Consider the following 20,194-nt stretch of genomic DNA (forward strand, 5'->3'; position numbering starts at 1 on the left):
AGGGTCGCCGCTTCAATCCGAGGAAGCGATACGCAGGTGACATCCACCGACAGGGACACGCCGCACATAGCCGTGATCCGGCGCAGCATGGACGCAGGATTCCGGTTTCGTTACCTGCCCGAACCCGGGAGCCAGGGACTTGCCGCGATTTTCGCCGAACGCCGGTACGGCGGAGTCGTAGAGAACTACGCCATCCGGGACACCGACGAAGCCGTCGCCGCTCGGTTCCGAGCGGAGGACTACCCCAACGGCAACACGATTTGGCGGACGAACGGCACGGTAGAGGAGGTCATCACCGCGCTGCTGGAGTTGTCCGCACCGGATACATCTGGGGCTCCGAGCCTACCGACGGCCGAGCGGTCTCTGCCTGTGGCCGGGATGAGGGGTAGTGCCGGCCGCGGCGGAGGCGTGGCGACCGCGGCCGCCCTGGACGGTGCCAGGGCGGTGATCGACCGGTGAGCCGGCTACGGCAGGCTGCCCACGGTCTGCGGGCCGTCGCGCTTCAGCTCCCGCCCAGCACGATCGGCCTGCTCGACGACGAGTTGGAAGCGTGCCTGGCGTTGGTGTCGGAGGTGCTGACCGCCAGCGCCAGGCATGACGAGATTTTGGGGGAACTGGGGCAGCTCCGGAGCTCGCTGATCGGGGAACTCACCGAGCTGTCGGGGATGGCGAAACAAGCCCTTGAGGACAAAGCGGCTGAGTTGGTCACAGAGGACGGTGCGGGGGAGACGGCGGCTGTGTCTTCTTCCGTTTCGGTCGGGCCGAAGGCCGAGCGGTTGCAGGGGCAGAAGCTTCCCCGGACCAGTAACAGGGATGTGAACGCGGCGATCTCGGCTACGTCGGGGTCGCCGTGGGTGGTGGCGAAGCAGGGCAACAACCATATCGCGTTCCTCGGGCCGAACGGCGAGGTCGAGCGGTTGCCGAGCACCCCGAGCACGGGGACCACCATGTGGCGAGCACGCAGGTTGATCGAACGGATCGAACGGAGCAAGCAGACGTGACCGAGGAAAACCACGAACAGCCCGAATCGTTGAGTTGGGTCGCGATCACCACCGGTGAACCGACGTTGGATGATGCGCGGCTGCTCGCCGTCGCGACGGCGAGCGCGACCGATGGAGTGCCTGCGCGCGACGAGAAGAACCCGCCCGGTGATGCGGTCTTTGTGATGCTGACCCAGCGCTATCCCGGTGCGGACCGGGAGTTGCTGGAGAACATCTCTGATGCCTGGTTCGTCCATTCTGGACTGTACCCGGCGCTGGCGACCTGCGATCTCGATGCGGTGTCGGTGACGTTCTTCAAGGCGGTGTCGGTCCGCGACCTCCACCACGCGGTCCGGATCGCCTGGGAAGGCGTTTGCCGGGCGCTGGAGGCCGTCGAGCTGGGCAAGGTCGTGCCGGTCGACGGCTATGTGGCCGACGTGTCCCGCGAGCGGGACTGGTGGCCGACGGAGGACGGCGAGTGACCAGTGTCGACGATCTCGTTCACTCGCTGGGGCTGGCGCGGGAGGCGTTGCCGTACTCGGCGGTCGAGACCTACCACGACGAGTTGGAGGTTATCGGTCAGCAGGCCGCCGCTGTGTTGCGCACGAGCAAGGACGAGGCGGCGATCACTGGGGTGATCGAGCACGCCCGCGCGCACGGCGGCACGGCGATCACTGTGCACCTGGACCGGATGAGCGAGGTGATCGGGTCGGCGTCGTCGACCTGGTGAAGATGGTGAGTGACGGGGTGAAGATGGGTGAGTGACGTGGTGATCAGTCGTGTTCGGGAGTGGGCGGCCGGCATCGCGCCGCTGAGGATTCTGGCGGTGTGCGTGGGAGCTCCCACGTTCATCGCCTTGCTGTGGGCTGTCTATGCGCTGGCATGTTCTGGGCTCTCCGGACGAGAAACCGCAGGACCGCGTGGATTCTCAGAGCTGGCCTGTTCGCGATCGGGTTTCCCGCCAACAGCGGGCTTCTTGAGGCGATCGTCGAGTACGCAGCAGTGAAGTGATCACGAAGAACCGTGCCTGGACCTGGCCGTGGATGAGTGGGGTGATCGGGTCGGCCTCGACGATCCGGTAATGACCTCGCGCCGCGACTCGGCTGGTGACCGATCGAGAACCGCAAGCACTTCGCACTCGTCGAAAGGACATTCTCGATGAGCACCGGTCATGGAATCCCAGCTCTGTACCGTCCCACGAGTGTGCTTGGTCACCACGACACAACCCACGTTACAAGGTAATCGGCACACGAAGAAACCCCTGGGAAAGCGCGCTCCGGCCGGACTTCCTCAAGAACGGATGGCCGGCGAGCGCCTTCCCCGGGGCCGCAGACAGCGGTGGGTCGACCGTGCCCCCGACCCGGCCGATCCACCGTCCACCACCTTCAGGAAGGCGGAAACGATGACACCGGCGACTGATCTCAGCCCTCAGTGCAGCCGCGCAGTGGCAAGACCCGGGACGGCCATGGTCATCAGTCACGAGTACGCCGCTGTGTGGACTGATCATCTCGGCGTTGTTCACGAGCGTCAGCGCAACGAGCGTCATCGCACGCTATGCGACATCAATGCCGGTGAGTCGAATCATGTCGTCGGTCCCCGGGTGTGCCGCGGCTGCGTGATGAAGCACTTCGAGATCGAAGCCGACCTCGAACCGGTGTCCCGCGTGGCCTGATCAGCCAGGCCCGTGGTGCCGGACAGTTTCCACGCCAGGTCAGCGCAGCGCCGAATCAGCTTGATCGCACCACCCCTTTATCCGGACTCAGACGATCGAGGTCTTTCATGTCACCTGCCGCTATGACCGACTCCCACGCCGTTCCGTGTTCTGTTCGCGACGTCGCTGTGAACCGGTTGCGGCGGGTGGTGGTCACCGGGGCTGCTGGATTCATCGGTGGGCATCTCGCTGAGCGGTTAGTCAAGGCCGGGGTACTGGTGATCGGTGTCGACCGGCGAGACCCGAAGCACGATGCTGTGGCGGCGACGAACATGGATGCGGTTCTGAGGGCGCCGAATTTCGTGTTCGTCCCCGCTGATTTGGCCAGCTGCCCGGTTGAATCGTTGCTGCTGGATGCGGACGCGGTGTTCCACCTGGCAGGAATTCCCGGGGTACGGCCATCGTGGGGCCCGCGATTCACCGACTATGCCGAGAACAACATCGTGGCAACCCAGCGGCTGATGGAAGCAGCCATACGACTGGGGGTGCCGCGGGTTGTGGTGGCGTCATCGTCGAGCGTGTACGGCCCCACCTTGGGAGCGGCTGAGGAGACCGCGGCCACGGCGCCGTTGTCGCCGTACGGGGTGAGCAAGCTGGCGGCCGAGTCGCTGTGCCTGGCGTACGCGCGGCGGGCCGACTCGGTTACCAGCGTGGCGGCGCTGCGGTACTTCACCGTCTACGGGCCGCGCCAACGCCCCGACATGCTGATCGGCCGGGTGCTGGCGGCGGCGCTGGGCGGGCCGCCCGTGCGGTTGTACGGCGGTGGTGATCAGTGCCGCGACTTCACCTTCGTCACCGATGCCGTCGCGGCCACGGTAGCGGCGGCGACCGCCTCGGCAGCGGGTGTGTTCAACATCGGCGCCGGCCGGGCGGCCAGCGTCGCCGAGGTCGTGCGCATCGCCGGGTGCATCACCGGTGCCCGCATCCCGACCAGTCCTGCTACGGCCCGGGACGGTGATGTACCCGCCACCCTGTCCGACCCGGCCCGCGCCCGCGACGAGCTCGGCTGGTCGGCACAGGTGGATCTGGTCGAGGGCATGACCCGGCACTGGCAGTGGCTCAACACCCCGGCCGCACCCAGTGTGGCCGTTTCCTGATCCCACCAGCACGAAAAAGGGGGCTTGAGGCGATGCACTCGCTGTCAGCCGGATCCGCGACCGGGTTGTTTGTCAAGGCATGCCGAGCCATCCGGGCCCACGGCACGCCGGTCGCACCACGCGGGCTGCATACGACAGAGCTGCTGGGAGCGCACCTTCGGCTGGCGCGACCGCGATATCGTTTTGTCGATGCGACGCCGGCCCGAATGCTCAATCCGGCTTTCGCCGCTGCCGAGGCGGTGTGGATACTGTCCGGGTCTGACGATCCGTGGATCTTCACGTTCAACGAGCGGCTGCGGCGCTTCGCCGACCACGGGCGCCTGCAGGGCGCGTACGGTCCGCGGCTGCGGAACTGGAGTGGCTGTGATCAGCTGGATACGGTCCGGCGCGTACTCGAAGGTGACGGGGCATCACGGCAGGCGATGATCCAGTTGTTCGACCCCGCCCGCGATTTTGCCGGGTACCGGGATGTGCCGTGCACCCTGGGATACCGCTTCTACGTCCGTTCCGGGCGACTGGTGATGTTCACTACCATGCGCAGTCAGGACGTGTGGCTCGGGCTGCCTTACGACATCTTCACCACCACCGTGCTGCAGGAACTGCTGGCGGGATGGCTGGAGGTCCAGCTCGGCGACTACCACCACCTGGTCGACTCGCTGCATCTCTACGACCAGCACGCGGAACACGCCGCCGTCGCGGACCAGCCCGCCGCCGACGCGGGAGCGGAACAGCCGTCGCTGCGGGTGCCGTGGGAGGACTTCGACGCGATGCTGGCCCAGATCATCGCCGGCGAAGCGGTCGGGCATGGCGGCTGGGACGACTTCGCGACCGTGCTGGCGTCCTACCGGCTGTGGAAAGACGGCGAGTTCGACAACGCCCGTGCCCTGCTTCGGCCTACCGGCGGGCCGTTGTCGTCAGCGCTGGCCCGGTGGTACGAGCTGCTGAACACCGCGCCGGGAAGGATCGCGCCCGCTCCCGTCGCTGGAACGGGGCGGCTGGCATGACCGCCGCGTCTGCTCGCGTGGTGCTGGGACTGTGCGCGTTTACCCACGATTCGGCCGCCGCGCTGCTGGTAGACGGACACCTCGTGGGGTTCGTCGAAGAAGAACGGCTCAGCGGAATCAAGCACGACCACGCGATGCCCCGCCGCGCCGTCGACTGGCTGCTGACCACGTACTCCTTGAGCGTCGCCGATGTCGACGAGGTCGCCTACAACTTCGTGCCCGCTCGCTATCTGCCCGCGGCACTGCCCACCCCGGCCCACCTGCTCGGCGATCCGCCTCGGGCGGTGGCGCGGTCGCGGTCGTTTCTCAAGGTCGCCGCCCGTACCCACAACCGGTTGGGCGAGCTGCGGCGCTGGTTCCCCAGCGCCTCGGTGCGGGCGGTGCCGCATCACCGGGCACACGGCCTGTACGCCTTCGCAGCCTCCGGCGCTGATCACGCGGGAGTGCTGGTAGTCGACAGCCTCGGGGAGACCGCCACCACCACGATCGCTGAAGCTCACCGCCAGCAGGGCGGACGGCTGTCCTACCAGCAGCGGGAAGCGCTCAGTGATCCGGCTTCGCTCGGCTACGTCTATGGCGCGGTAACCGAGCATCTCGGTTGGCGCCGCGGTGATGAGGAGGGCACGGTGATGGCGCTGGCCGCCCTCGGCGATCCGGCCCGGTTCCGGGACGTCATGTGCGAGGCGGTGCGGTTGACCGAGCGCGGGTTCGCTGTGGATACCCGGCTGATCGCACTACGGGTGCTTTCCAGCCGGACACGGCGGCTCACGCCCGAGTTCGTCCGGCGCACCTGCCCGCCCCGCCGCGCTGACGAGCCAGTCACCGCCGAACACCAGGATCTGGCCGCAGCGCTCCAGGAACGCACCGAGGAGGTCATGCTGCATCTGGCGCGGCGTACCCAGCGGCACGTTGGCGCGAGCACGCTGTGCGTGGGCGGCGGCGTGGCGATGAACTGCGTGAGCATCGGCAAGATCGCCGAGACCGGCATCGCGGACGCCGTGTCCGTTCCACCAGCGCCGGGCGATTCCGGCACGGCGATCGGCGCTGCGCTGGCAGTCTGGCACCAGCGCACCGGGTCTCTGGCCACCGGCGCGGAGAACGCCTGCTACCTCGGCCCGGACTTCACCGGTATCACGCTCACGCCCGCGCCGCGCCATGGGATGCGGGCCGACCGCGTGAGTGATCGGGCCCATCATCTCGCCGAGCGCCTTGCCGAAGGCCGGATCATCGGCGTGTTCACCGGCGCGCTGGAAGCCGGTCCCCGAGCCCTGGGGCACCGGTCGATCCTGGCCTCGCCGCTGGATCCGGCGGTGGTCGACCGGCTCAACCGCACCGTCAAATACCGCGAACCGTTCCGCCCGTTCGCACCGGTCATCCTCGCCGACAAGGCCAACGACTACGTGCGCGTGGGAGCTCCCTCCCCGTTCATGTCCCGCGCCCACACCGTCACCGACCTCGCGCGGACGCGGATCCCGAGCATCGTGCACACCAACAACACCGCCCGGGTCCAAACCGTCGATGCGACCCAGAATGCGTTTCTGACTGAAGTGCTCAGCGAGTTCGAGGCGATCACCGGCACACCCGTGTTGATCAACACCAGCCTGAACATCAAGGGCAAACCGATCTGCGGAACTCCGGAGATGGCGCTGGACTGCCTGGCCGAATCCGGCATCGACGCGCTGTTGTTGGAGGACTGGTGGGTGGTGCGCCAATGAGGATCGGCTACAGCTTCTGGGGCTTCCTCGGCGACGGGATCACCGACACCCCCGACGGCGGACGCAGCCATCGCCGCACCCTCATCGACGGCCTGATCGCCGCCGGACACGATCTCGTGTTCCTCCAAACCAACCGCGACCTCACCGAGGCCGGAACCGACCTGCGATCCCGCTACCGTTGGGACACGGGGTTGCCCGAGATCGATGTGCTGGTCCTGGAATGGCGCTGGCCGATCCCCGGTCGCAACACCACCCCGTGCGGGTGGCCAGGGCATACCTGCGACCTGCATCGCCAGCAGCAACTCGTCGAGCACTACAGCCACCGCGGAATCCGGACCATCCTCTGGGACAAAGACCAGCAACTCCCCGCCGATGATCCACTGCGCGCCTGTCCCGTGGTGCGGGTGTGTGAACCGGCGCTGTATCCCTCGGCGGGCGCGCACAGCCTGCTGTTCCCGGTCGCCGACACCGTGCTCGACACCGCAGACCCCGCCGAACTGGCGGCGGGGCATCGGCCCTGGCCGCTGGTGTATGTCGGCAACCAGTACGGCCGCGACGACGCGTTCGACACCTACTTCGCCCCGGCCGCCGCCGAACACCCGCACCGCGTGGCGGGCAAGTGGACCGACACCCGGCGGTGGCCGCACGTACGCTTCACCGGCCGGATCCCGTTTCACGACGTGACGCGGCTGTATCGAAGCGCGCTGTCCACGGTGCTGCTGCTACCACCGCGCTACGCGGCCAGTGGGCAGATGACGCAGCGGATCTTCGAAGCCGTCCTGGCAGGATGTCTGCCCCTGGCCCCGGACACCATCCGCGGCATCGACCGCTACGTACCCTCCGCGATGCACGTCACCAGTGGCCGCCACGCCGCCGACCGGATCAAGCAGCTGCGCTCAGCCGGAACCGCGCGGCGCGCGGATCTACTGGCCGCGTGCCTGGAGAAACTGGAGATCTTCCGGTTACACCACCAACTGGATCGCCTCCACACGCTGCTGCGGCGGCCCGATCCCACACCGGTGGACCTGCCACGGTAAGCACCAGGGCACGCTGAACGACGGGAACGGAGGACCATGCGCAAGATCATGATCTGCGGGTGTGGGGGCAGCGGGAAGTCCGCACTGGCCCGCCAACTCGGTGAACGGCTGAACCTACCGGTCACCCATCTGGATATGGAGTACTACGACGAGTGCTGGCAGCCCCTGGACAGCGAGGCGTTCACCCAGCGGCAGCGCGCGCTGGTCGCCGAAGGTGAGTGGGTCCTCGACGGCAACTACGCCTCCACCATGCCCATCCGGCTCACCGCCGCCGACACCGTGATCTTCCTCGACCTGCCCGGACTCACCTGCTTGTGGGGCATCCTGCAACGCCGCCACCAGCACCACGGCAGCGACGCACTGTCCCGCCACCTGCGCGGCCGGATCACCTGGGGATTCATCCGCTACATCCTCGGTTACCGGCGCACCATGCGCCCCAAGGTCGACGCCCTGATCGCCGAGCACGCCAGCAGCCACGTGATCACGTTGCGCAGCCGCCGTCAGGTGCGGCGCTTCCTCAACGACCTCCACGTCGGATCGGGACGGGCATGACGGGCACCAACCCGTTCCTCGGCGCACAGGAGGCGCTGTATGGCGGCAGCGACCGACTGGCCCAGCGCACCACGGCGCTGCATGCCGCGAAAGTCCGCGGCCGGCCCGTAGCGGAGGTCATCAGCGAACTCGTCGATCCCGGAGGGACACGCGGGATCGTGGTCGACGTCGGCTGCGGCCGTGGATCGACCACGGCGCACCTGGCCCGGTCGTGGAACCCGCGGTCGCTGACCGCCCTCGACCGGTCCCCGGCGCTGCTGGCCGCCGCGCGGCGGCGTCTGCCGCCAGAAGCCCAAGCGTCATTGGTGTGCGCGGACTTCCACGCCCTGCCCCTGGCCGAGTCCAGCGTGGATGTCGTGGTGGCGGCGTTCTGCCTCTACCACTCGCCGCATCCCCGCCAGGTCGTCGCCGAGTTCGCCCGATGCCTGCGCCGCGGGGGCCAGGCGGTGCTGGTGACCAAGTCCGCCGACAGCTACCGCGAACTCGACGAACTCGTGGCCGCCGCCGGACTCGATCCCCACGCCCCCCAGCGGCGCAGCCTGTATGAGACGTTCCACAGCGGCAACGCCGCCGCCACCGTCGCCGCGCACCTGGACCTGTGCGCCGTGGTCGATCACCAGCACGTCTTCGGCTTCCGCGACGCCGAGCACACGGCGCGGTATCTCACGACCACCCCGAAATACGCATTGACCAGCGATCAAGCGGCCGTCGCCGATCGGCTGCGGCCCCTGATCGGTCAGACTGGAGTGACCGCGACCTCGACGGTCTCCTACCTTGTGGCCCGGCGACGATGAACACCCGCCGCTTCGTCAAGACCTACCCCAGCTCGGCCGCCGCACGGACAGCACGGGCGCACTACCGTTGGCTGGCCTCTCTCCAACCCGATGTCGTGTTTCCCGATCTCCTCGGCGGCACTGGCGACACCGTGGAATTCGCCCATATACCAGGGCGCACCGCCGGGATCGGCGATCTCGTCACAGTCTCCGCTGCGCTCGGCCGCCTGCACCAGGCCGCCCGCCGCGCCGGCCTCGATCGCGCCCAGGTCAACTCCCGTTTTACCACCAGCGGCGGACTGCGCCTGACCCCGTTCGCCGGGCCCCGCCGCCAGCGACTGCACCAGCTACGCGCCCGCACCGCGGATTGCCCGCTGGGGCACCAAGACATCGACGCCTGGCTCGACCGCGCGGCGCTGCTCCCCGCGGCCCTGTACAAGGACGCGAACCCCCGCAACTTCCTCATCACCCCCGGAGCCGATGTGGTCCTGGTGGACTTCGACTCCCTGACCCTGGCCCCGGTCGGCTACGACCTGGCCAAACTTCTGGTCACTACCGGCATGACCCACGGCCGGCTTCCCCGCAACGCCGCTGACGACACGATCGCCGCCTACACCCGTGAACTCGCCCTGGAGCTCCCGTTCTCCGAGCTCGCCGTCTGGGCGGAAATGCACGACCTGCTGACCCGCAGCTATCTCGGCCGCCACGGCTACGGCCACCCCTGGCCGGCCGTGCGGCCCTGGCCCGTCCCCGACCTCGCCATCCCCACCGCAGGGAGCCGCTAATGCCTGTGACCACCGAACTCGTCCTCGCCCGCCACGGCGAAGCAGCCTGCAACACCGCCGGCCTCGTCGGCGGGCCACGCACCTGCACCGGACTCACCAAACGCGGCCGGGACCAAGCCGCGCGCCTGGCCGCGCGACTGACCACCGAACCGGCCTTCGACGTGCTCTACACCAGCCCACGCCGACGCACCCAGGACACCGCCGCCACACTCGGCGCCGCACTGAACCTCCGCGCCCGCACCGACAACGAACTCCGGGGCCTCGACCACGGCACAGCCGACGGCCACGACTGGACCAGCATCAAAACCCGCTTCGGCGGCCGCCCCCAGCGCTACCCGCACCGGCCGATCGCCGACGACGCCGAAACATGGAACACCTACCTCACCCGCACCCGACAGACACTCGCCCGCCTGATCACACGGCACGAGGGACAGCGCATCCTCATCGCCGCCCACGGCGAAACCATCGAAGCCACCTTCGCCCTCCTGCTCAACCAGCACAGCTCCGAGACCGAACCAGCCGGCATCATCACCGGCCACGCGAGCCTGACCCGCTGGCAGCAGCACCGCAACCGATTCGGCCACAGCGTGTGGATGCTGGCCGCCCACAACGACATCCAGCACCTGGCCACCCCCACAACCGCATGAACGATCACCGGCTGGAACGCCTCATCGCCCTCGCCGAGGGCTCTGGACATGGCCGTGTCGAGATCACCTCGCCACCGCTCACGCACGCCACCGGCACGGTCGTGCGCATGGCCGGCAACGGAACCAGCCTCATCGGCAAGATCCACCGCTCCCGCACACACCACGAACACGAAGTGCGCGCCTACCGGGACTGGACATCGCACCTCGCCGACGCCACGCCCGAACTCCTGGCCGGCAACCCAGATCTGCCCGGCATCGTGATCACCGCAGTCCCCGGCCAACCGCTCGACGAACTCGATCTATCGCCGGCAGCCGAGCACACCGCCTATCACCACGCTGGACGGATCCTCCGAGCCCTGCACCAGATACCCGTGGCCGGCACCGCCACTGCGATCACGAGCTACTTGGCGGCACGCGCCGAGCACTGGATCAGCTGCGTCACCGGGCACCTCACCGCTGACGAAGTCCAGCTCATCCGCGACCACATGCGGCAGCTCACGCGTCTCACCACGGCGCGCGTCGCAGCCTGTCACCTCGACTTCCAGCCCCGCAACCTGCTCTGGCACCCCGAACATGACCTGCGCCTGATCGACTTCGAACACGCCCGCATCGACCTCGCCGCACGTGACCTGATCCGGCTGGCCACCCGCCACCTGCCCGACAGGCCCGACCTGCACACCGCGTTCTTCACCGGCTACGGCCCTCTCTCCACAAGCGACAGAGCCGTGCTCACTCACTGCACCGCGCTCGAAGCCGCCACCACCCTCGCTTACGGCCTCCGCCACGACGACGCACTACTCACCCGGCACGCCCGTACCCTGCTGGACACACTCGGCGCGCCAGAATCTCGATGATCATCCGCCAGGGGTGCTCGCACAGCCCCATGTCGACACCTTCATCCGCAGCCTCCTCGTTCACGCAGGCGTCCTGTCTGAACGCGACGAGTACCTCGAACGCATGACGCCCTGGCTCGCTGGGCTGCTGGCCAAACAGCCCGCACACCACCAAGTCCGGACCCGCATCTGCAGCGCCGTGCAGTTCCTCCACTGGCTCGACGATCAGCAGCTGTCCCTGGACCATTTCACCCAAGGCCACGTCGATACCTGGCTCGCTCTTCCAAGAACAATCATCCCAGGCCAGAGGGTCCAGCCCATCGGCAAGCACCTTCCGGTCACGGTGCTGGAGGTCCGGTTCCCGGCCCTGTCGTAACCGGACTCGCGGGTCCGGAGCGCCTTCCCCGCGGTGTCCAGGTCCCAGGTGCTGACCAAACGTCCTGCCAAGTCGTAGCCGTAGGCGGTGGTCACCCCTGAGGGCTCGATGATCGACGTAGCTCGACCCGCCGCGTCGTAGCGCGCAGTCGTGGTCAGCCCCGCCGGGTCCGTCACAGACAGCCGATTGCCGAGATCGTCGTGGCTGTACGTGGTGGTCAGGCCGGTCGGGGTCGTGGCCTTGGCCGGGTTACCCAGCGGGTCGTAGCTGATCCTGGTGGTCAGGCTCCTCGTGGGGCCAGGTTCTCGCTCGACCACTGTGGACGTTAATCTGACGGCCGAGGCTGTCGTACGTGGCATGCGTCTGCGCGCCCGTCGGAGCGATTGCCGTCAACTGCTCACCCAGCGGATCGAACGTTGCCACCCACACTTCACCGGTCTCCGCGCCGTGCATCGGCGGATCGGTGCGGGGTGAGCACGATATGTATCGCAACGACACCGACGAGGCGGTACACGCTGGTCGGAGCGTCGTGGTCGGCACTCCAGGTCGCTTAGGTCATTCGTCCCAGACGGATTCCCGGAGGAACGACATGGGCCAGCGGATCGCGTGTGCTTGGTCCACTCGGGTGGCTCTCGTCACGGGAAGCGGCCTATGCACGCGCGTTATGCTCGTACGCTGATAACTTCATGCGTTGTGAGCAACGTCATCGCAAACCGGTTCAGTGCTGCGGGGGCAGCGATCGGTTACCTCGCGCAGGTCGAGTACGCGCTGCTCATCGCGCTCCAACGGATGGACCGAGAGGAGAGTCTGCGTCTGTCGTTGGAGACGGTGGACGACATCACCTTCGCAACAGAGGGAGGATCGTACGAGCTGTGGCAGACCAAGCACCATGTGCACCGTCAGGGGTCCCTCAGCGATACGAGCCCGGATCTGTGGAAGTCGCTCCACAATTGGATCGAGTCGGTAGATGAGCGTTCCACCTGTTTCCTGTTCACTACCGTGACAGCCGCAGATGCGACTGCATCAAGCATGCTACGTCCGAGCCGTACAGCACGAGACGTGGTGGCAGCCCGTGAGAAGCTTGATGGTGTCGCGCGGGCTAGGAGTAACAAGTCACTGTTTCCCTACTACGACCGGTACCTAGGCCTCCCTGATGAGGAACGAACGGAGTTGCTTTCGCGGATCACTGTCCTGGACGGGCAACCCCTAGGGGACGACATCACCGGTCAGCTTGTATCCGCCGTCCGTAAGACGGTTGTCGCGCACCGGCGTAAGCCTTTGATCGAGCGTCTCCGGGGCTGGTGGCATGACCGAGCCATGGCGCATTTGACCCGCATCGCGCGGGGTGGGATCGACTGGATCACCATGCAGGAGATCGAGGACCAGCTTCATCTCATCGCACAGTCCCTCCGCGATGACAACCTCCCCCTTGACTACGGTCGCGAGCGCGAGCCGACCAAGGACGAGGTAGATGAGGACGATCGGGTCTTCGTTGAGCAACTGAAACTCATCATGCTCCACCACACTCGCATTAGGCAGGCTGTCTACGACCACAACCGCGCCTTCCTTCAGCGGTCCAGGTGGCAGCGCGAGCAACTACTCGCGGTTGGCGAACTCGACGCCTATGATCAACGCCTCATCGAAGAATGGCAGCGCGTTTTCCTTCCTTTGGAAGAGCCATCCAGTGACAACCAGCCCAGCGAGGAAACCAAACGCCGCAACTCCCGGGGACTGTATCTGCGCCTGCAGGAACGAGCCCTTCCGGAGATCCGTTCGGAGGTTCGCTCGGGCTACATTCCCCTGGGCACCCTCCACCTCCTCGCCGACCGGCTTCAGATTGGCTGGCATCCGGACTGGGTTGACCTACTCAAACACCGTCTCGATGACGTGCAAACTGTTGCTGAGGCAGAGGGCGTTGCATGAGCTTGAGCACTTCCGGGCTTGTCTGGGATTCCGAGACGAGCACTCTGTTCAACCCCGCCTTCTGCGCGGTGCTGCTCCAGAAGGCGACGAAGAGCTACGAAGCGAAGTCCGGCGAACGAATGCCGGTGACCTACGCGTTCCTCATCCTGCCGTGCGCGCTGCACATGCCCACGCGTGATGCGCTTCCGTCTACAACAGCAGCATCGATGTGGACCTGGTTGCGATCCCACCCAGTTCTTCTCATGGACTTTGCCGATCGCGTACGAACTTTCCGATCGTTCACCGCCGCCGCTATCCGGTATGGGCTCCAGCATGGAGCAGTGGTCGGAGCGCTCGGTTCGCTCGCTCCCGGCACGCTCTTACGCCGGCCCCGCACCCTCGACCCGACACAGGACTGGCTGGGCTGCGTCCAGGCTGCTGAATTTCTTGGTCGGTGGTTCGGAGGAACTAGCGCAGACGAAGCCACCGTCCTTGCCCAGTGGGGAGTCCGACCGTGATGCAGCTCGACGCTCTTGTGCTTTACAACTCCGATGGAGATGTGCGACAGATCCGGTTCCGCCCCGGTCAGCTGAACATCATCACCGGCGAGTCCGGGACTGGGAAGAGTAGTATCATCGGGATTCTCCGGTTCCTGCTCGGAGGCGATAGCCCTCATGTCCCGCTCGGACCGATCCAGAACACGGTCCACTGGTATGGACTGCTCGCTCATGTCGGCGCCACCCACTTCTTCATCGGCCGCCCAGCGCCAGGCCATGGCGCCACTACTTCGCAAGCGTTTCTGGCCATAGGAGAGACGGCTATCCCGCCACTCGCGGACCTCCACACCAATGCCAACGTCAGTGATCTCGTCGACTACCTCGGTGGTCTCATCGGTATCGCGGAGAACCTTCACGTGCCTGCTGCGGGGCAGACACGACGCCCGCTGGCGGCGAATCTCCGCCATGCGCTCTACTACTGCTTCCAAGGTCAAGGGGAGATCGCCAATCCTGAGCTTCTCTTCCACCACCAGAGCCGCGAACACCAGAAGCAAGCCATCCGTGACACACTGCCCTATTTCCTTGGCGCGCAAGATTCCGACGCCCTCCGTAAACGCCAGGAGCTTTCTGATGTTCGGCGTGAGCTTCGTCGCGCCACGGTGCGTCTGGGTGAAGCTCGTACCGCCCGTGAGCTCGGGGTCGGGCGCGCCGTCGGACTGATCGCCGATGCCCGGGCTAGCGGCCTGCTCGCACCCGACACCGTGCCGACGGACGCCGGTGAAGCGTTCGAAATCCTCACCAGGGTCCTCAACAGCGAGGAACCTTCTAGCGATGTCGACGATCTCGACAGTGCTGGTGAGATGGAGCGTTTACTCGCACGTCGAAGTGAACTCCGCAACACCTTGCGTGATCTAAATGAAAAGATACGTGGCCTCGACGAGTTCGCCAGGGTCGGCACCGAGTACAACGCCGAACTCGACGAGCACCGCGTTCGACTTGCCTCGATTGGCCTCATTCCTGACGAGCAAGAAGCCGCCGCCACGTGCCCGATCTGCGAGAACAGACTCGACACCCCGAGCGCTCACGCCGCTATTACCCATAGTCTCGAACGTGTCGCTCGACGTATTGAGCTTGCTCACCGCGATGAACCCCGCGTCACCCAAGCCCGCGCCGAGCTCATTCAAGCACGCAGTGCCGCCCGGACCGAACTCGCGGACATCTACACTGCTCTCGACGATCTCGCACAGACAGATCAACTACGCGAGACGATGCAGCGCAGCTGGGAGCAGCAGAGCTTTGTGCGTGGCCGCATCGCGCAATACCTGGACACCGCCACTCTCGCAGATGACGACGTCATGACTGCCTTGGAGCATGCCGTAGAAAACCTCGAACGACGAGCAGCACGGCTCGACGATGAACTCGATCCAGAACAACTGCGCTCGGCCGTCAATTCGCTGCTGAACATCGTCGGGCGTCGCATGACCTCGCTCGCGCGATCACTCCCTCTCGAACACTCTGAGAACGGCGTAAGGATTGATCCCTACCGCCTTACCATTGTTGCCGATACCCTCCAAGGGCCGGCCTACATGGATGCTGGAGCGATCGGAAGCGGGATGAGCTGGGTCGGATACCACTTAACTGCCTACCTCGCGCTGCAGGACTACTTCATCGAAGCGAACCGTCCCGTTCCAAGGTTCATTGTCCTCGATCAGCCCAGCCAGGCATTCTTCCCACGTGACCGAGACACGGGCGGAGACCTCACGGAGCTATCAGACGTGGATCGCACGAACACCCGCAAGCTCTACGAGATGATATTCAACGTCGTCACAGAGCTGGAAGGGCGACTGCAAGTCATCGCCTTCGACCACGCCGACTTCCCAGAGCCCTGGTTTGAGGAATCGGTGGTCGAGATTTGGCGCGACGGCAACGCACTCATTCCACAGAGCTGGCTTCATTCCGGTGAATCAGGTCACCGGCCCGAGCGCGAGAAAAAAGACAACGGAGGAACCCGCTAGCTGGGACCTCCCATCACAGCTCACAGCAAGTCCCTTCGATCCGAGGTGGCGGCAGCGGTATGACGTTCGGGTCGTCGAGGGGTGCCCGCTGGTCGCGGGCTTGGTGGGGCCGATGGGTGTTGAAGTGGCAGGCGTATTCCTGGAGGATCTTCTCCGCGTGACCTCTGTCGAAGATCAGCACTCGGTTGGTGCACTCTTCGCGAACGGAGAGTATGAATCGTTCCGCGTGCGGGTTGCAGTTGGGGCTGGGCGGCGGGATCTTCGTGACCGTGATGCCTTCGCTGGCGAAGATTGTGTCGAAGGCGGCGGTGAACTTCGCGTCGCGGTCGCGGATGTCAAAAACTTGGAGGTGTGTAAATGTGGCGGCGCGGTCTCCGAGCTGCCACAGCAGCTGCCGGGCGTGTTGAGTGGCCCAGGCGGCGGTGGGGGTGGGGGTGACGCCGAGGATGTGAACGGTGCGGGTGCGGACCTCCATGACGAACAGGGCGTATAGCCGCTGCAGCCCGATGGTGTCGATGTGAAAGAAGTCAGTGGCGAGAAGACCGTTTGCCTGGGCTTTGAGGAACGTGGTCCATGCGCGGCGCGCCGTCTGTCGACGTTGTCCGGGCCGGAACCCGGCGGCTCGCAGGACGCGGCGAACGGTGGCTGCGCTGACCTTGTATCCCAGTCGGCGTTGTTCGCCGTGTACGCGTCGGAACCCCCAGGGGGAGTTGTCGGTGCCGAGCCGGGTGATCAGGTCGCGGAGCTCGTCGGATACCGGCGGGCGTCCTGGTGGGGGTGGCTGGGTCCATTTCTGTTTGACCAGCCCGCCGATGCCAGGCGAGCAAGGTGCGTGGTGAGACAATCCGGTGGCCGCGGAGTCGCTGAGGCAGGAGCCGAGCGAGCGTGGCCAGCAGCGCCCGATCCGGCCAGGCAGGCTTCGGCGCGGTGACCTGTCTGCGTAGCACTGTGACCTCGTGCCGCAGGATGAGTATCTCGGCGTTCTTCGCCGCGGTAGACCGACATAGTAGAGCGAGCCACGCGAAGGTCCGCGTAGCGAGCAGGTAGATCATCTGTACGAGCACAAGGACGGATCCTGCCCGACCACGGACAACGCCCAGGTCAGCAGCACTGAAGGATTTCTGAATCGCTACGGGGGATGATCGGGAAGATTTCGCGCCAGTGGGAACGATGTGTCAACCTGGATAGCGCGGCGAACCAGAATCGGTCTGTGGGCTTGTAGCGGATCGGGCCTGCAAGTTGCCGGCGAAGCACGGTGTACTCGTGCCGCAGCAAGAGAAGCTCCGCAGCCTTCCCCGCCTCACTGCGGAGCAGCGCCAACGGAACGGACAGCAATTTGCAGGTCACCTTGCACAGCAGGGATATGACCATCCGGGCATGCTTCCAGTCGGTGCACTTCGCTGCTCAGCGGCGACGATGACTTTCCGGGTGGCACAGGCCAAGTCTCAGTCGGAGCAAGCCCCCAAAACCCAGTAGGTTGCGCGACGGCTCAGGGTTCTCCTGCGGTGGCCTCAGGTTCACAGTTGAGTGACGTACCGGGATCGACTGCTGAACTGCAAACAGATTCGGCGGGCGATCTTATCTTGTGTCCGGTGTGGACGATGGCGCGCTGAACTGGGGCCTGAAGAACCGCGACTGCGGTCGCGGTTCTGCTCCAGGATTTGGCACCCCGCCTGGGGCATGTTCGTTACGCCTTCGGAATGCCCGCTGGCGCTGTGCGTGGGCGTAGCTCACGGGTGCTGTTGATGGAGGGTTGGTCGTGGCCCGGCCTGTCAGGGTTGGAGGCGTTCGGCGGTCCAGCCCGCGGCCGTCCTGGTGTACGCGAGGCGGCGGTGGAGGCGAGTGGATTTTCCTTGCCAGAACTGGATTTCGTCCGGGACGAGGACGTAGCCGATCCAACCTTCTGGGCGGGGGAGGGGGTTGCCGGCCTCGATGAGCTTGTTGGCTCGGGCGTGGAGGTGGTCTTCGTCGAGGAGGCGGGTGCTCTGCTTCGACACCGCGGTGGTGGCTTGGGCCGCGACCGGGCGTTCGGCGAAGAGCTCGTCGGAGAGTTCGGGGGACAGGGGGGTCACCCGGCCGGTGGCGGTGATCTGCTGGAGGGTCTCGCGCCAGTAGAAGTTGACCGCCGCTTGGGGATTGGCTTCGAGATCACGGCCCTTACGGCTGCCGGAGTGGCTGGTGAAGACGAAGCCCTCAGCCGTGATCTCCTTGATCAGGACGACGCGGGTGGTCGGCTTTCCGGACGCGTCCGCTGTCGCCAGGGAGATCGCCAGAGGCTCTCGGACGCCTCGGGTCTTGGCGGTGGCGATCCACTGCTGGGCGAGGGCGATCGGGTCGGCGGGCGGGGTGTCGAACTCGGGCAGGACGATGGTCTCGTCCCCGCTGAGGGTGTTGGACTGCGGCACGGGGCCCTACCTTTCAAGCGCGGGTTTGATCTGGTTATTCGTAGGAACAGGGGCCTCGGGGTGTGGCTGTCGTGGTCAAGCCGTCTGACGGCCTGGGACCGGTGTTACCGCCGGCCAGCTACAACATTCCCGGCGCGATTCGACGTGCCGGCGTCAAGGGCATCGAGACCTGGCTGCGCGATCGCAAGCTCCGAGGAGCCGCCTGGCCGGGACGGCCGTGCGGGCCCAGCACACGACGCTGCCCGGCATGGGCAAGCCCTGTTCGTACCGGCACGCCGACGACTCGACGTGCTGTGGGCGAGGGGCGTGCCACCACGCTTCCTCTCCTGTCACTGCGAAGGCTTGTCATCACGACTGTGAAGTCCTCTCGCCGTCTGCCTGTCAGGATGTCAGGAAGGGAGACCGTGGTCGCGGGTGGAGCGGGGGCGCAGGTCGGTCCAGTTCTGCTCGACGTAGCCGAGGCAGTCCGCGCGGCTGGCTGGGCCGAACGCTGTCCGCCAGCCTGCGGGGACGTCGGCGAAGGCGGGCCACAGCGAGTGCTGGCTTTCGTCGTTGACCAGGACGAGGAACGCGCCGTCCTCGTCCTCGAACGGGTTGGTCACTAGTGCACCCTCTTTCGTGCGGGGCCTTGGATGGGGCTTGTGGTAGGAACTAGGCGGAAGCCGGGGTGACGGCCTGGTTCGGTCGCCCTTCGAGGGCTTGCATGACACTGCCGCCCCCGGCTTCCCCGGAACCGCGAAGCGATGACAACGGGATGCGCCGTAGAGCGCCGGTTAGTGACCACTCTGCTGTCGGTTCCCTCGCCTCCGTCTGGTGCCTGCCCCGGACTGTGATCAGGAAGGCGACATCGTTGTTGTCGCAGCACGACGGGCCGTTGTTCTTCGTCGGGATTGACTGCGCCGCGGTCGAACACGCTGTGTGTGTGCTGGACCGGGACGGCCGCAAGGTCGCCGCGTTCACCATCGATCACACCGCCGCCGGGTTCGCTCGGCTGGCCGCCCGGTTGGGCAAGCTCGGCCAGCCCGAGCAGATGCCGATCGCGATCGAGCGCCCGGACGGGCGGTTGGTGGATGCGCTGCTGGAGGCAGGGCATCCGGTTCTGCTGGTCAAACCCAACGCGATCAAAGCCTGGCGTGAAGCCGAGGTGCTTTCCGGCGCCAAGAGCGACCCCGGTGATGCCGCTGTGATCGCGGACTACCTGCGGGTGCGCATCCACTGGCTGCGTCCCGCCGCACCGCTGGCCCGCCTGCGTGCCGCACCGGCTGGCGTGACCGACCCCGAACTCTGCGCCGGGGTGCGGGACGCGGTGCTGGCCCAAGTCGCCCTTCTGGCCACACTCAATACCGCGATCAAGGACCTCGACCGCTCCATCGCCGACAAGATGGATACCCACCCCGACGGGGAGATCTTCCGGTCCTTCCCCCGTGCCGGCACCATCAACGCCGCCCAGATCCTGGCCGAGTGGGGCGACGCTCGCGCCGCGTTCGACCATCCCGACGCTATCGCCGCCCTGGCCGGAATCACCCCCGTCTCCAAGGCATCCGGCAGACGACGCGGCGTGTCGTTTCGCTGGGCCTGCAACAAACGCCTGCGTCTGGCCATTACCACCTTCGCCGCGAACAGTCGCTTCTCCCGCCCCTGGGCCGCCGACATCTACAACCGGGCGCGCGCCTCGGGCAAGGACCACCCCCACGCCACCCGCATCCTCGCGCGAGCCTGGGTCAGGGTGATGTGGCGCTGCTGGCAAAACGAAACGCCCTACGACCCGACCCTGCACGGAGGCGCCCAACACCAGGTCGAACAGCAGGCCGCAGCCTGACTTTGATCTTGAGGTCGACACAAGGGGTGTCATGCGTTCTCCTCCT

General features: G+C 66.3%; 22 protein-coding genes. 19 read left to right on the forward strand and 3 right to left on the reverse strand.

What is annotated here, in order from left to right; all coding sequences use genetic code 11:
* Positions 1-36 precede the first annotated feature (36 nt).
* From ACRXBZ_RS32800 to ACRXBZ_RS32885, 18 genes are all read left to right on the forward strand, one after another.
* The gene (locus ACRXBZ_RS32800; protein ID WP_433882354.1) at positions 37-459 is read left to right on the forward strand and encodes a hypothetical protein; all 423 of its coding nucleotides are present in this window, start codon (positions 37-39) and stop codon (positions 457-459) included.
* Entirely contained in the window at positions 456-1,001 is a 546-nt protein-coding gene (locus tag ACRXBZ_RS32805) for a hypothetical protein (protein ID WP_433882355.1), read from the forward strand. Before ACRXBZ_RS32800 ends, ACRXBZ_RS32805 begins: the two co-directional genes overlap by 4 nt.
* Positions 998-1,462 (forward strand): hypothetical protein, encoded by a 465-nt coding sequence (locus tag ACRXBZ_RS32810; RefSeq protein ID WP_433882356.1) that lies wholly within the window; start codon positions 998-1,000, stop codon positions 1,460-1,462. The genes ACRXBZ_RS32805 and ACRXBZ_RS32810 overlap by 4 nt, the downstream gene beginning before the upstream one ends.
* Entirely contained in the window at positions 1,459-1,710 is a 252-nt protein-coding gene (locus tag ACRXBZ_RS32815; RefSeq protein WP_433882357.1) for a hypothetical protein, read from the forward strand. Before ACRXBZ_RS32810 ends, ACRXBZ_RS32815 begins: the two co-directional genes overlap by 4 nt.
* 477 nt (positions 1,711-2,187) lie before the next feature.
* Positions 2,188-2,652, forward strand: coding sequence for a hypothetical protein (locus ACRXBZ_RS32820; RefSeq protein ID WP_433882358.1), 465 nt, complete (start codon positions 2,188-2,190; stop codon positions 2,650-2,652).
* Positions 2,653-2,759: 107 nt separating this feature from the next.
* Entirely contained in the window at positions 2,760-3,788 is a 1,029-nt protein-coding gene (locus ACRXBZ_RS32825) for an NAD-dependent epimerase/dehydratase family protein (RefSeq protein ID WP_433882359.1), read from the forward strand.
* A gap of 32 nt (positions 3,789-3,820) precedes the next feature.
* Positions 3,821-4,792, forward strand: a complete 972-nt coding sequence (locus ACRXBZ_RS32830) for a thymidylate synthase (RefSeq protein ID WP_433882360.1) — start codon at positions 3,821-3,823, stop codon at positions 4,790-4,792.
* The gene (locus tag ACRXBZ_RS32835) at positions 4,789-6,507 is read left to right on the forward strand and encodes a carbamoyltransferase family protein (protein ID WP_433882361.1); all 1,719 of its coding nucleotides are present in this window, start codon (positions 4,789-4,791) and stop codon (positions 6,505-6,507) included. Before ACRXBZ_RS32830 ends, ACRXBZ_RS32835 begins: the two co-directional genes overlap by 4 nt.
* A complete protein-coding gene (locus ACRXBZ_RS32840) occupies positions 6,504-7,544 on the forward strand; it encodes a glycosyltransferase family protein (RefSeq protein ID WP_433882362.1) in 1,041 nt (346 codons plus the stop codon). Before ACRXBZ_RS32835 ends, ACRXBZ_RS32840 begins: the two co-directional genes overlap by 4 nt.
* Before the next feature lie 36 nt (positions 7,545-7,580).
* On the forward strand, positions 7,581-8,096 hold the full coding sequence (locus tag ACRXBZ_RS32845; RefSeq protein ID WP_433882363.1) for a P-loop NTPase family protein: 516 nt from the start codon (positions 7,581-7,583) through the stop codon (positions 8,094-8,096).
* The gene (locus ACRXBZ_RS32850; RefSeq protein ID WP_433882364.1) at positions 8,093-8,890 is read left to right on the forward strand and encodes a class I SAM-dependent methyltransferase; all 798 of its coding nucleotides are present in this window, start codon (positions 8,093-8,095) and stop codon (positions 8,888-8,890) included. The genes ACRXBZ_RS32845 and ACRXBZ_RS32850 overlap by 4 nt, the downstream gene beginning before the upstream one ends.
* The gene (locus ACRXBZ_RS32855) at positions 8,887-9,654 is read left to right on the forward strand and encodes a phosphotransferase (protein WP_433882365.1); all 768 of its coding nucleotides are present in this window, start codon (positions 8,887-8,889) and stop codon (positions 9,652-9,654) included. The genes ACRXBZ_RS32850 and ACRXBZ_RS32855 overlap by 4 nt, the downstream gene beginning before the upstream one ends.
* Positions 9,654-10,301 carry a histidine phosphatase family protein gene (locus ACRXBZ_RS32860; protein WP_433882366.1) on the forward strand — a complete coding sequence of 216 codons (648 nt, stop codon included), beginning with the start codon at positions 9,654-9,656 and terminating at the stop codon, positions 10,299-10,301. The genes ACRXBZ_RS32855 and ACRXBZ_RS32860 overlap by 1 nt, the downstream gene beginning before the upstream one ends.
* Positions 10,298-11,155, forward strand: coding sequence for a phosphotransferase (locus tag ACRXBZ_RS32865; RefSeq protein ID WP_433882367.1), 858 nt, complete (start codon positions 10,298-10,300; stop codon positions 11,153-11,155). Before ACRXBZ_RS32860 ends, ACRXBZ_RS32865 begins: the two co-directional genes overlap by 4 nt.
* A 13-nt stretch (positions 11,156-11,168) precedes the next feature.
* Entirely contained in the window at positions 11,169-11,510 is a 342-nt protein-coding gene (locus ACRXBZ_RS32870) for a hypothetical protein (RefSeq protein WP_433882368.1), read from the forward strand.
* 693 nt (positions 11,511-12,203) lie between these two features.
* The gene (locus tag ACRXBZ_RS32875) at positions 12,204-13,433 is read left to right on the forward strand and encodes an ABC-three component system protein (RefSeq protein ID WP_433882369.1); all 1,230 of its coding nucleotides are present in this window, start codon (positions 12,204-12,206) and stop codon (positions 13,431-13,433) included.
* Complete coding sequence (locus tag ACRXBZ_RS32880; protein ID WP_433882370.1) at positions 13,430-13,930, forward strand: three component ABC system middle component; 501 nt, start codon at positions 13,430-13,432, stop codon at positions 13,928-13,930. The genes ACRXBZ_RS32875 and ACRXBZ_RS32880 overlap by 4 nt, the downstream gene beginning before the upstream one ends.
* On the forward strand, positions 13,930-15,924 hold the full coding sequence (locus ACRXBZ_RS32885; RefSeq protein WP_433884045.1) for a DUF3732 domain-containing protein: 1,995 nt from the start codon (positions 13,930-13,932) through the stop codon (positions 15,922-15,924). Before ACRXBZ_RS32880 ends, ACRXBZ_RS32885 begins: the two co-directional genes overlap by 1 nt.
* Positions 15,925-15,937: 13 nt before the next feature.
* Here ACRXBZ_RS32885 and ACRXBZ_RS32890 read toward each other — a convergent pair whose 3' ends face one another.
* The 3 genes from ACRXBZ_RS32890 to ACRXBZ_RS32900 all read right to left on the reverse strand — a co-directional run bounded on the left by ACRXBZ_RS32890 (position 15,938) and on the right by ACRXBZ_RS32900 (position 18,931).
* Positions 15,938-16,768, reverse strand: a complete 831-nt coding sequence (locus ACRXBZ_RS32890) for an integrase core domain-containing protein (RefSeq protein WP_433882371.1) — start codon at positions 16,766-16,768, stop codon at positions 15,938-15,940.
* 928 nt (positions 16,769-17,696) lie between these two features.
* Positions 17,697-18,329 (reverse strand): phenazine biosynthesis FMN-dependent oxidase PhzG, encoded by a 633-nt coding sequence (gene phzG / locus ACRXBZ_RS32895; protein WP_433882372.1) that lies wholly within the window; start codon positions 18,327-18,329, stop codon positions 17,697-17,699.
* A gap of 389 nt (positions 18,330-18,718) precedes the next feature.
* The gene (locus tag ACRXBZ_RS32900; RefSeq protein ID WP_433882373.1) at positions 18,719-18,931 is read right to left on the reverse strand and encodes an MbtH family protein; all 213 of its coding nucleotides are present in this window, start codon (positions 18,929-18,931) and stop codon (positions 18,719-18,721) included.
* Positions 18,932-19,158: 227 nt separating this feature from the next.
* On the opposite strand from ACRXBZ_RS32900, the gene ACRXBZ_RS32905 reads away from it, so the two are divergent.
* Positions 19,159-20,148 carry an IS110 family transposase gene (locus ACRXBZ_RS32905; RefSeq protein ID WP_433882374.1) on the forward strand — a complete coding sequence of 330 codons (990 nt, stop codon included), beginning with the start codon at positions 19,159-19,161 and terminating at the stop codon, positions 20,146-20,148.
* Positions 20,149-20,194 lie beyond the last annotated feature (46 nt).

This window comes from Saccharopolyspora hattusasensis (assembly GCF_050972075.1).
Lineage (GTDB): Bacteria > Actinomycetota > Actinomycetes > Mycobacteriales > Pseudonocardiaceae > Saccharopolyspora > Saccharopolyspora hattusasensis.

Bases quoted from the DNA above. Each gene is read 5' to 3' on its own strand.
- ACRXBZ_RS32845 (WP_433882363.1), top strand. From the start codon at position 7,581: ATGCGCAAGATCATGATCTGCGGGTGTGGGGGCAGCGGGAAGTCCGCA.
- ACRXBZ_RS32880 (WP_433882370.1), top strand. From the start codon at position 13,430: ATGAGCTTGAGCACTTCCGGGCTTGTCTGGGATTCCGAGACGAGCACT.
- ACRXBZ_RS32830 (WP_433882360.1), top strand. From the start codon at position 3,821: ATGCACTCGCTGTCAGCCGGATCCGCGACCGGGTTGTTTGTCAAGGCA.
- ACRXBZ_RS32840 (WP_433882362.1), top strand. From the start codon at position 6,504: ATGAGGATCGGCTACAGCTTCTGGGGCTTCCTCGGCGACGGGATCACC.
- ACRXBZ_RS32825 (WP_433882359.1), top strand. From the start codon at position 2,760: ATGTCACCTGCCGCTATGACCGACTCCCACGCCGTTCCGTGTTCTGTT.
- ACRXBZ_RS32865 (WP_433882367.1), top strand. From the start codon at position 10,298: ATGAACGATCACCGGCTGGAACGCCTCATCGCCCTCGCCGAGGGCTCT.
- ACRXBZ_RS32860 (WP_433882366.1), top strand. From the start codon at position 9,654: ATGCCTGTGACCACCGAACTCGTCCTCGCCCGCCACGGCGAAGCAGCC.
- ACRXBZ_RS32835 (WP_433882361.1), top strand. From the start codon at position 4,789: ATGACCGCCGCGTCTGCTCGCGTGGTGCTGGGACTGTGCGCGTTTACC.
- ACRXBZ_RS32885 (WP_433884045.1), top strand. From the start codon at position 13,930: ATGCAGCTCGACGCTCTTGTGCTTTACAACTCCGATGGAGATGTGCGA.
- ACRXBZ_RS32855 (WP_433882365.1), top strand. From the start codon at position 8,887: ATGAACACCCGCCGCTTCGTCAAGACCTACCCCAGCTCGGCCGCCGCA.
- ACRXBZ_RS32850 (WP_433882364.1), top strand. From the start codon at position 8,093: ATGACGGGCACCAACCCGTTCCTCGGCGCACAGGAGGCGCTGTATGGC.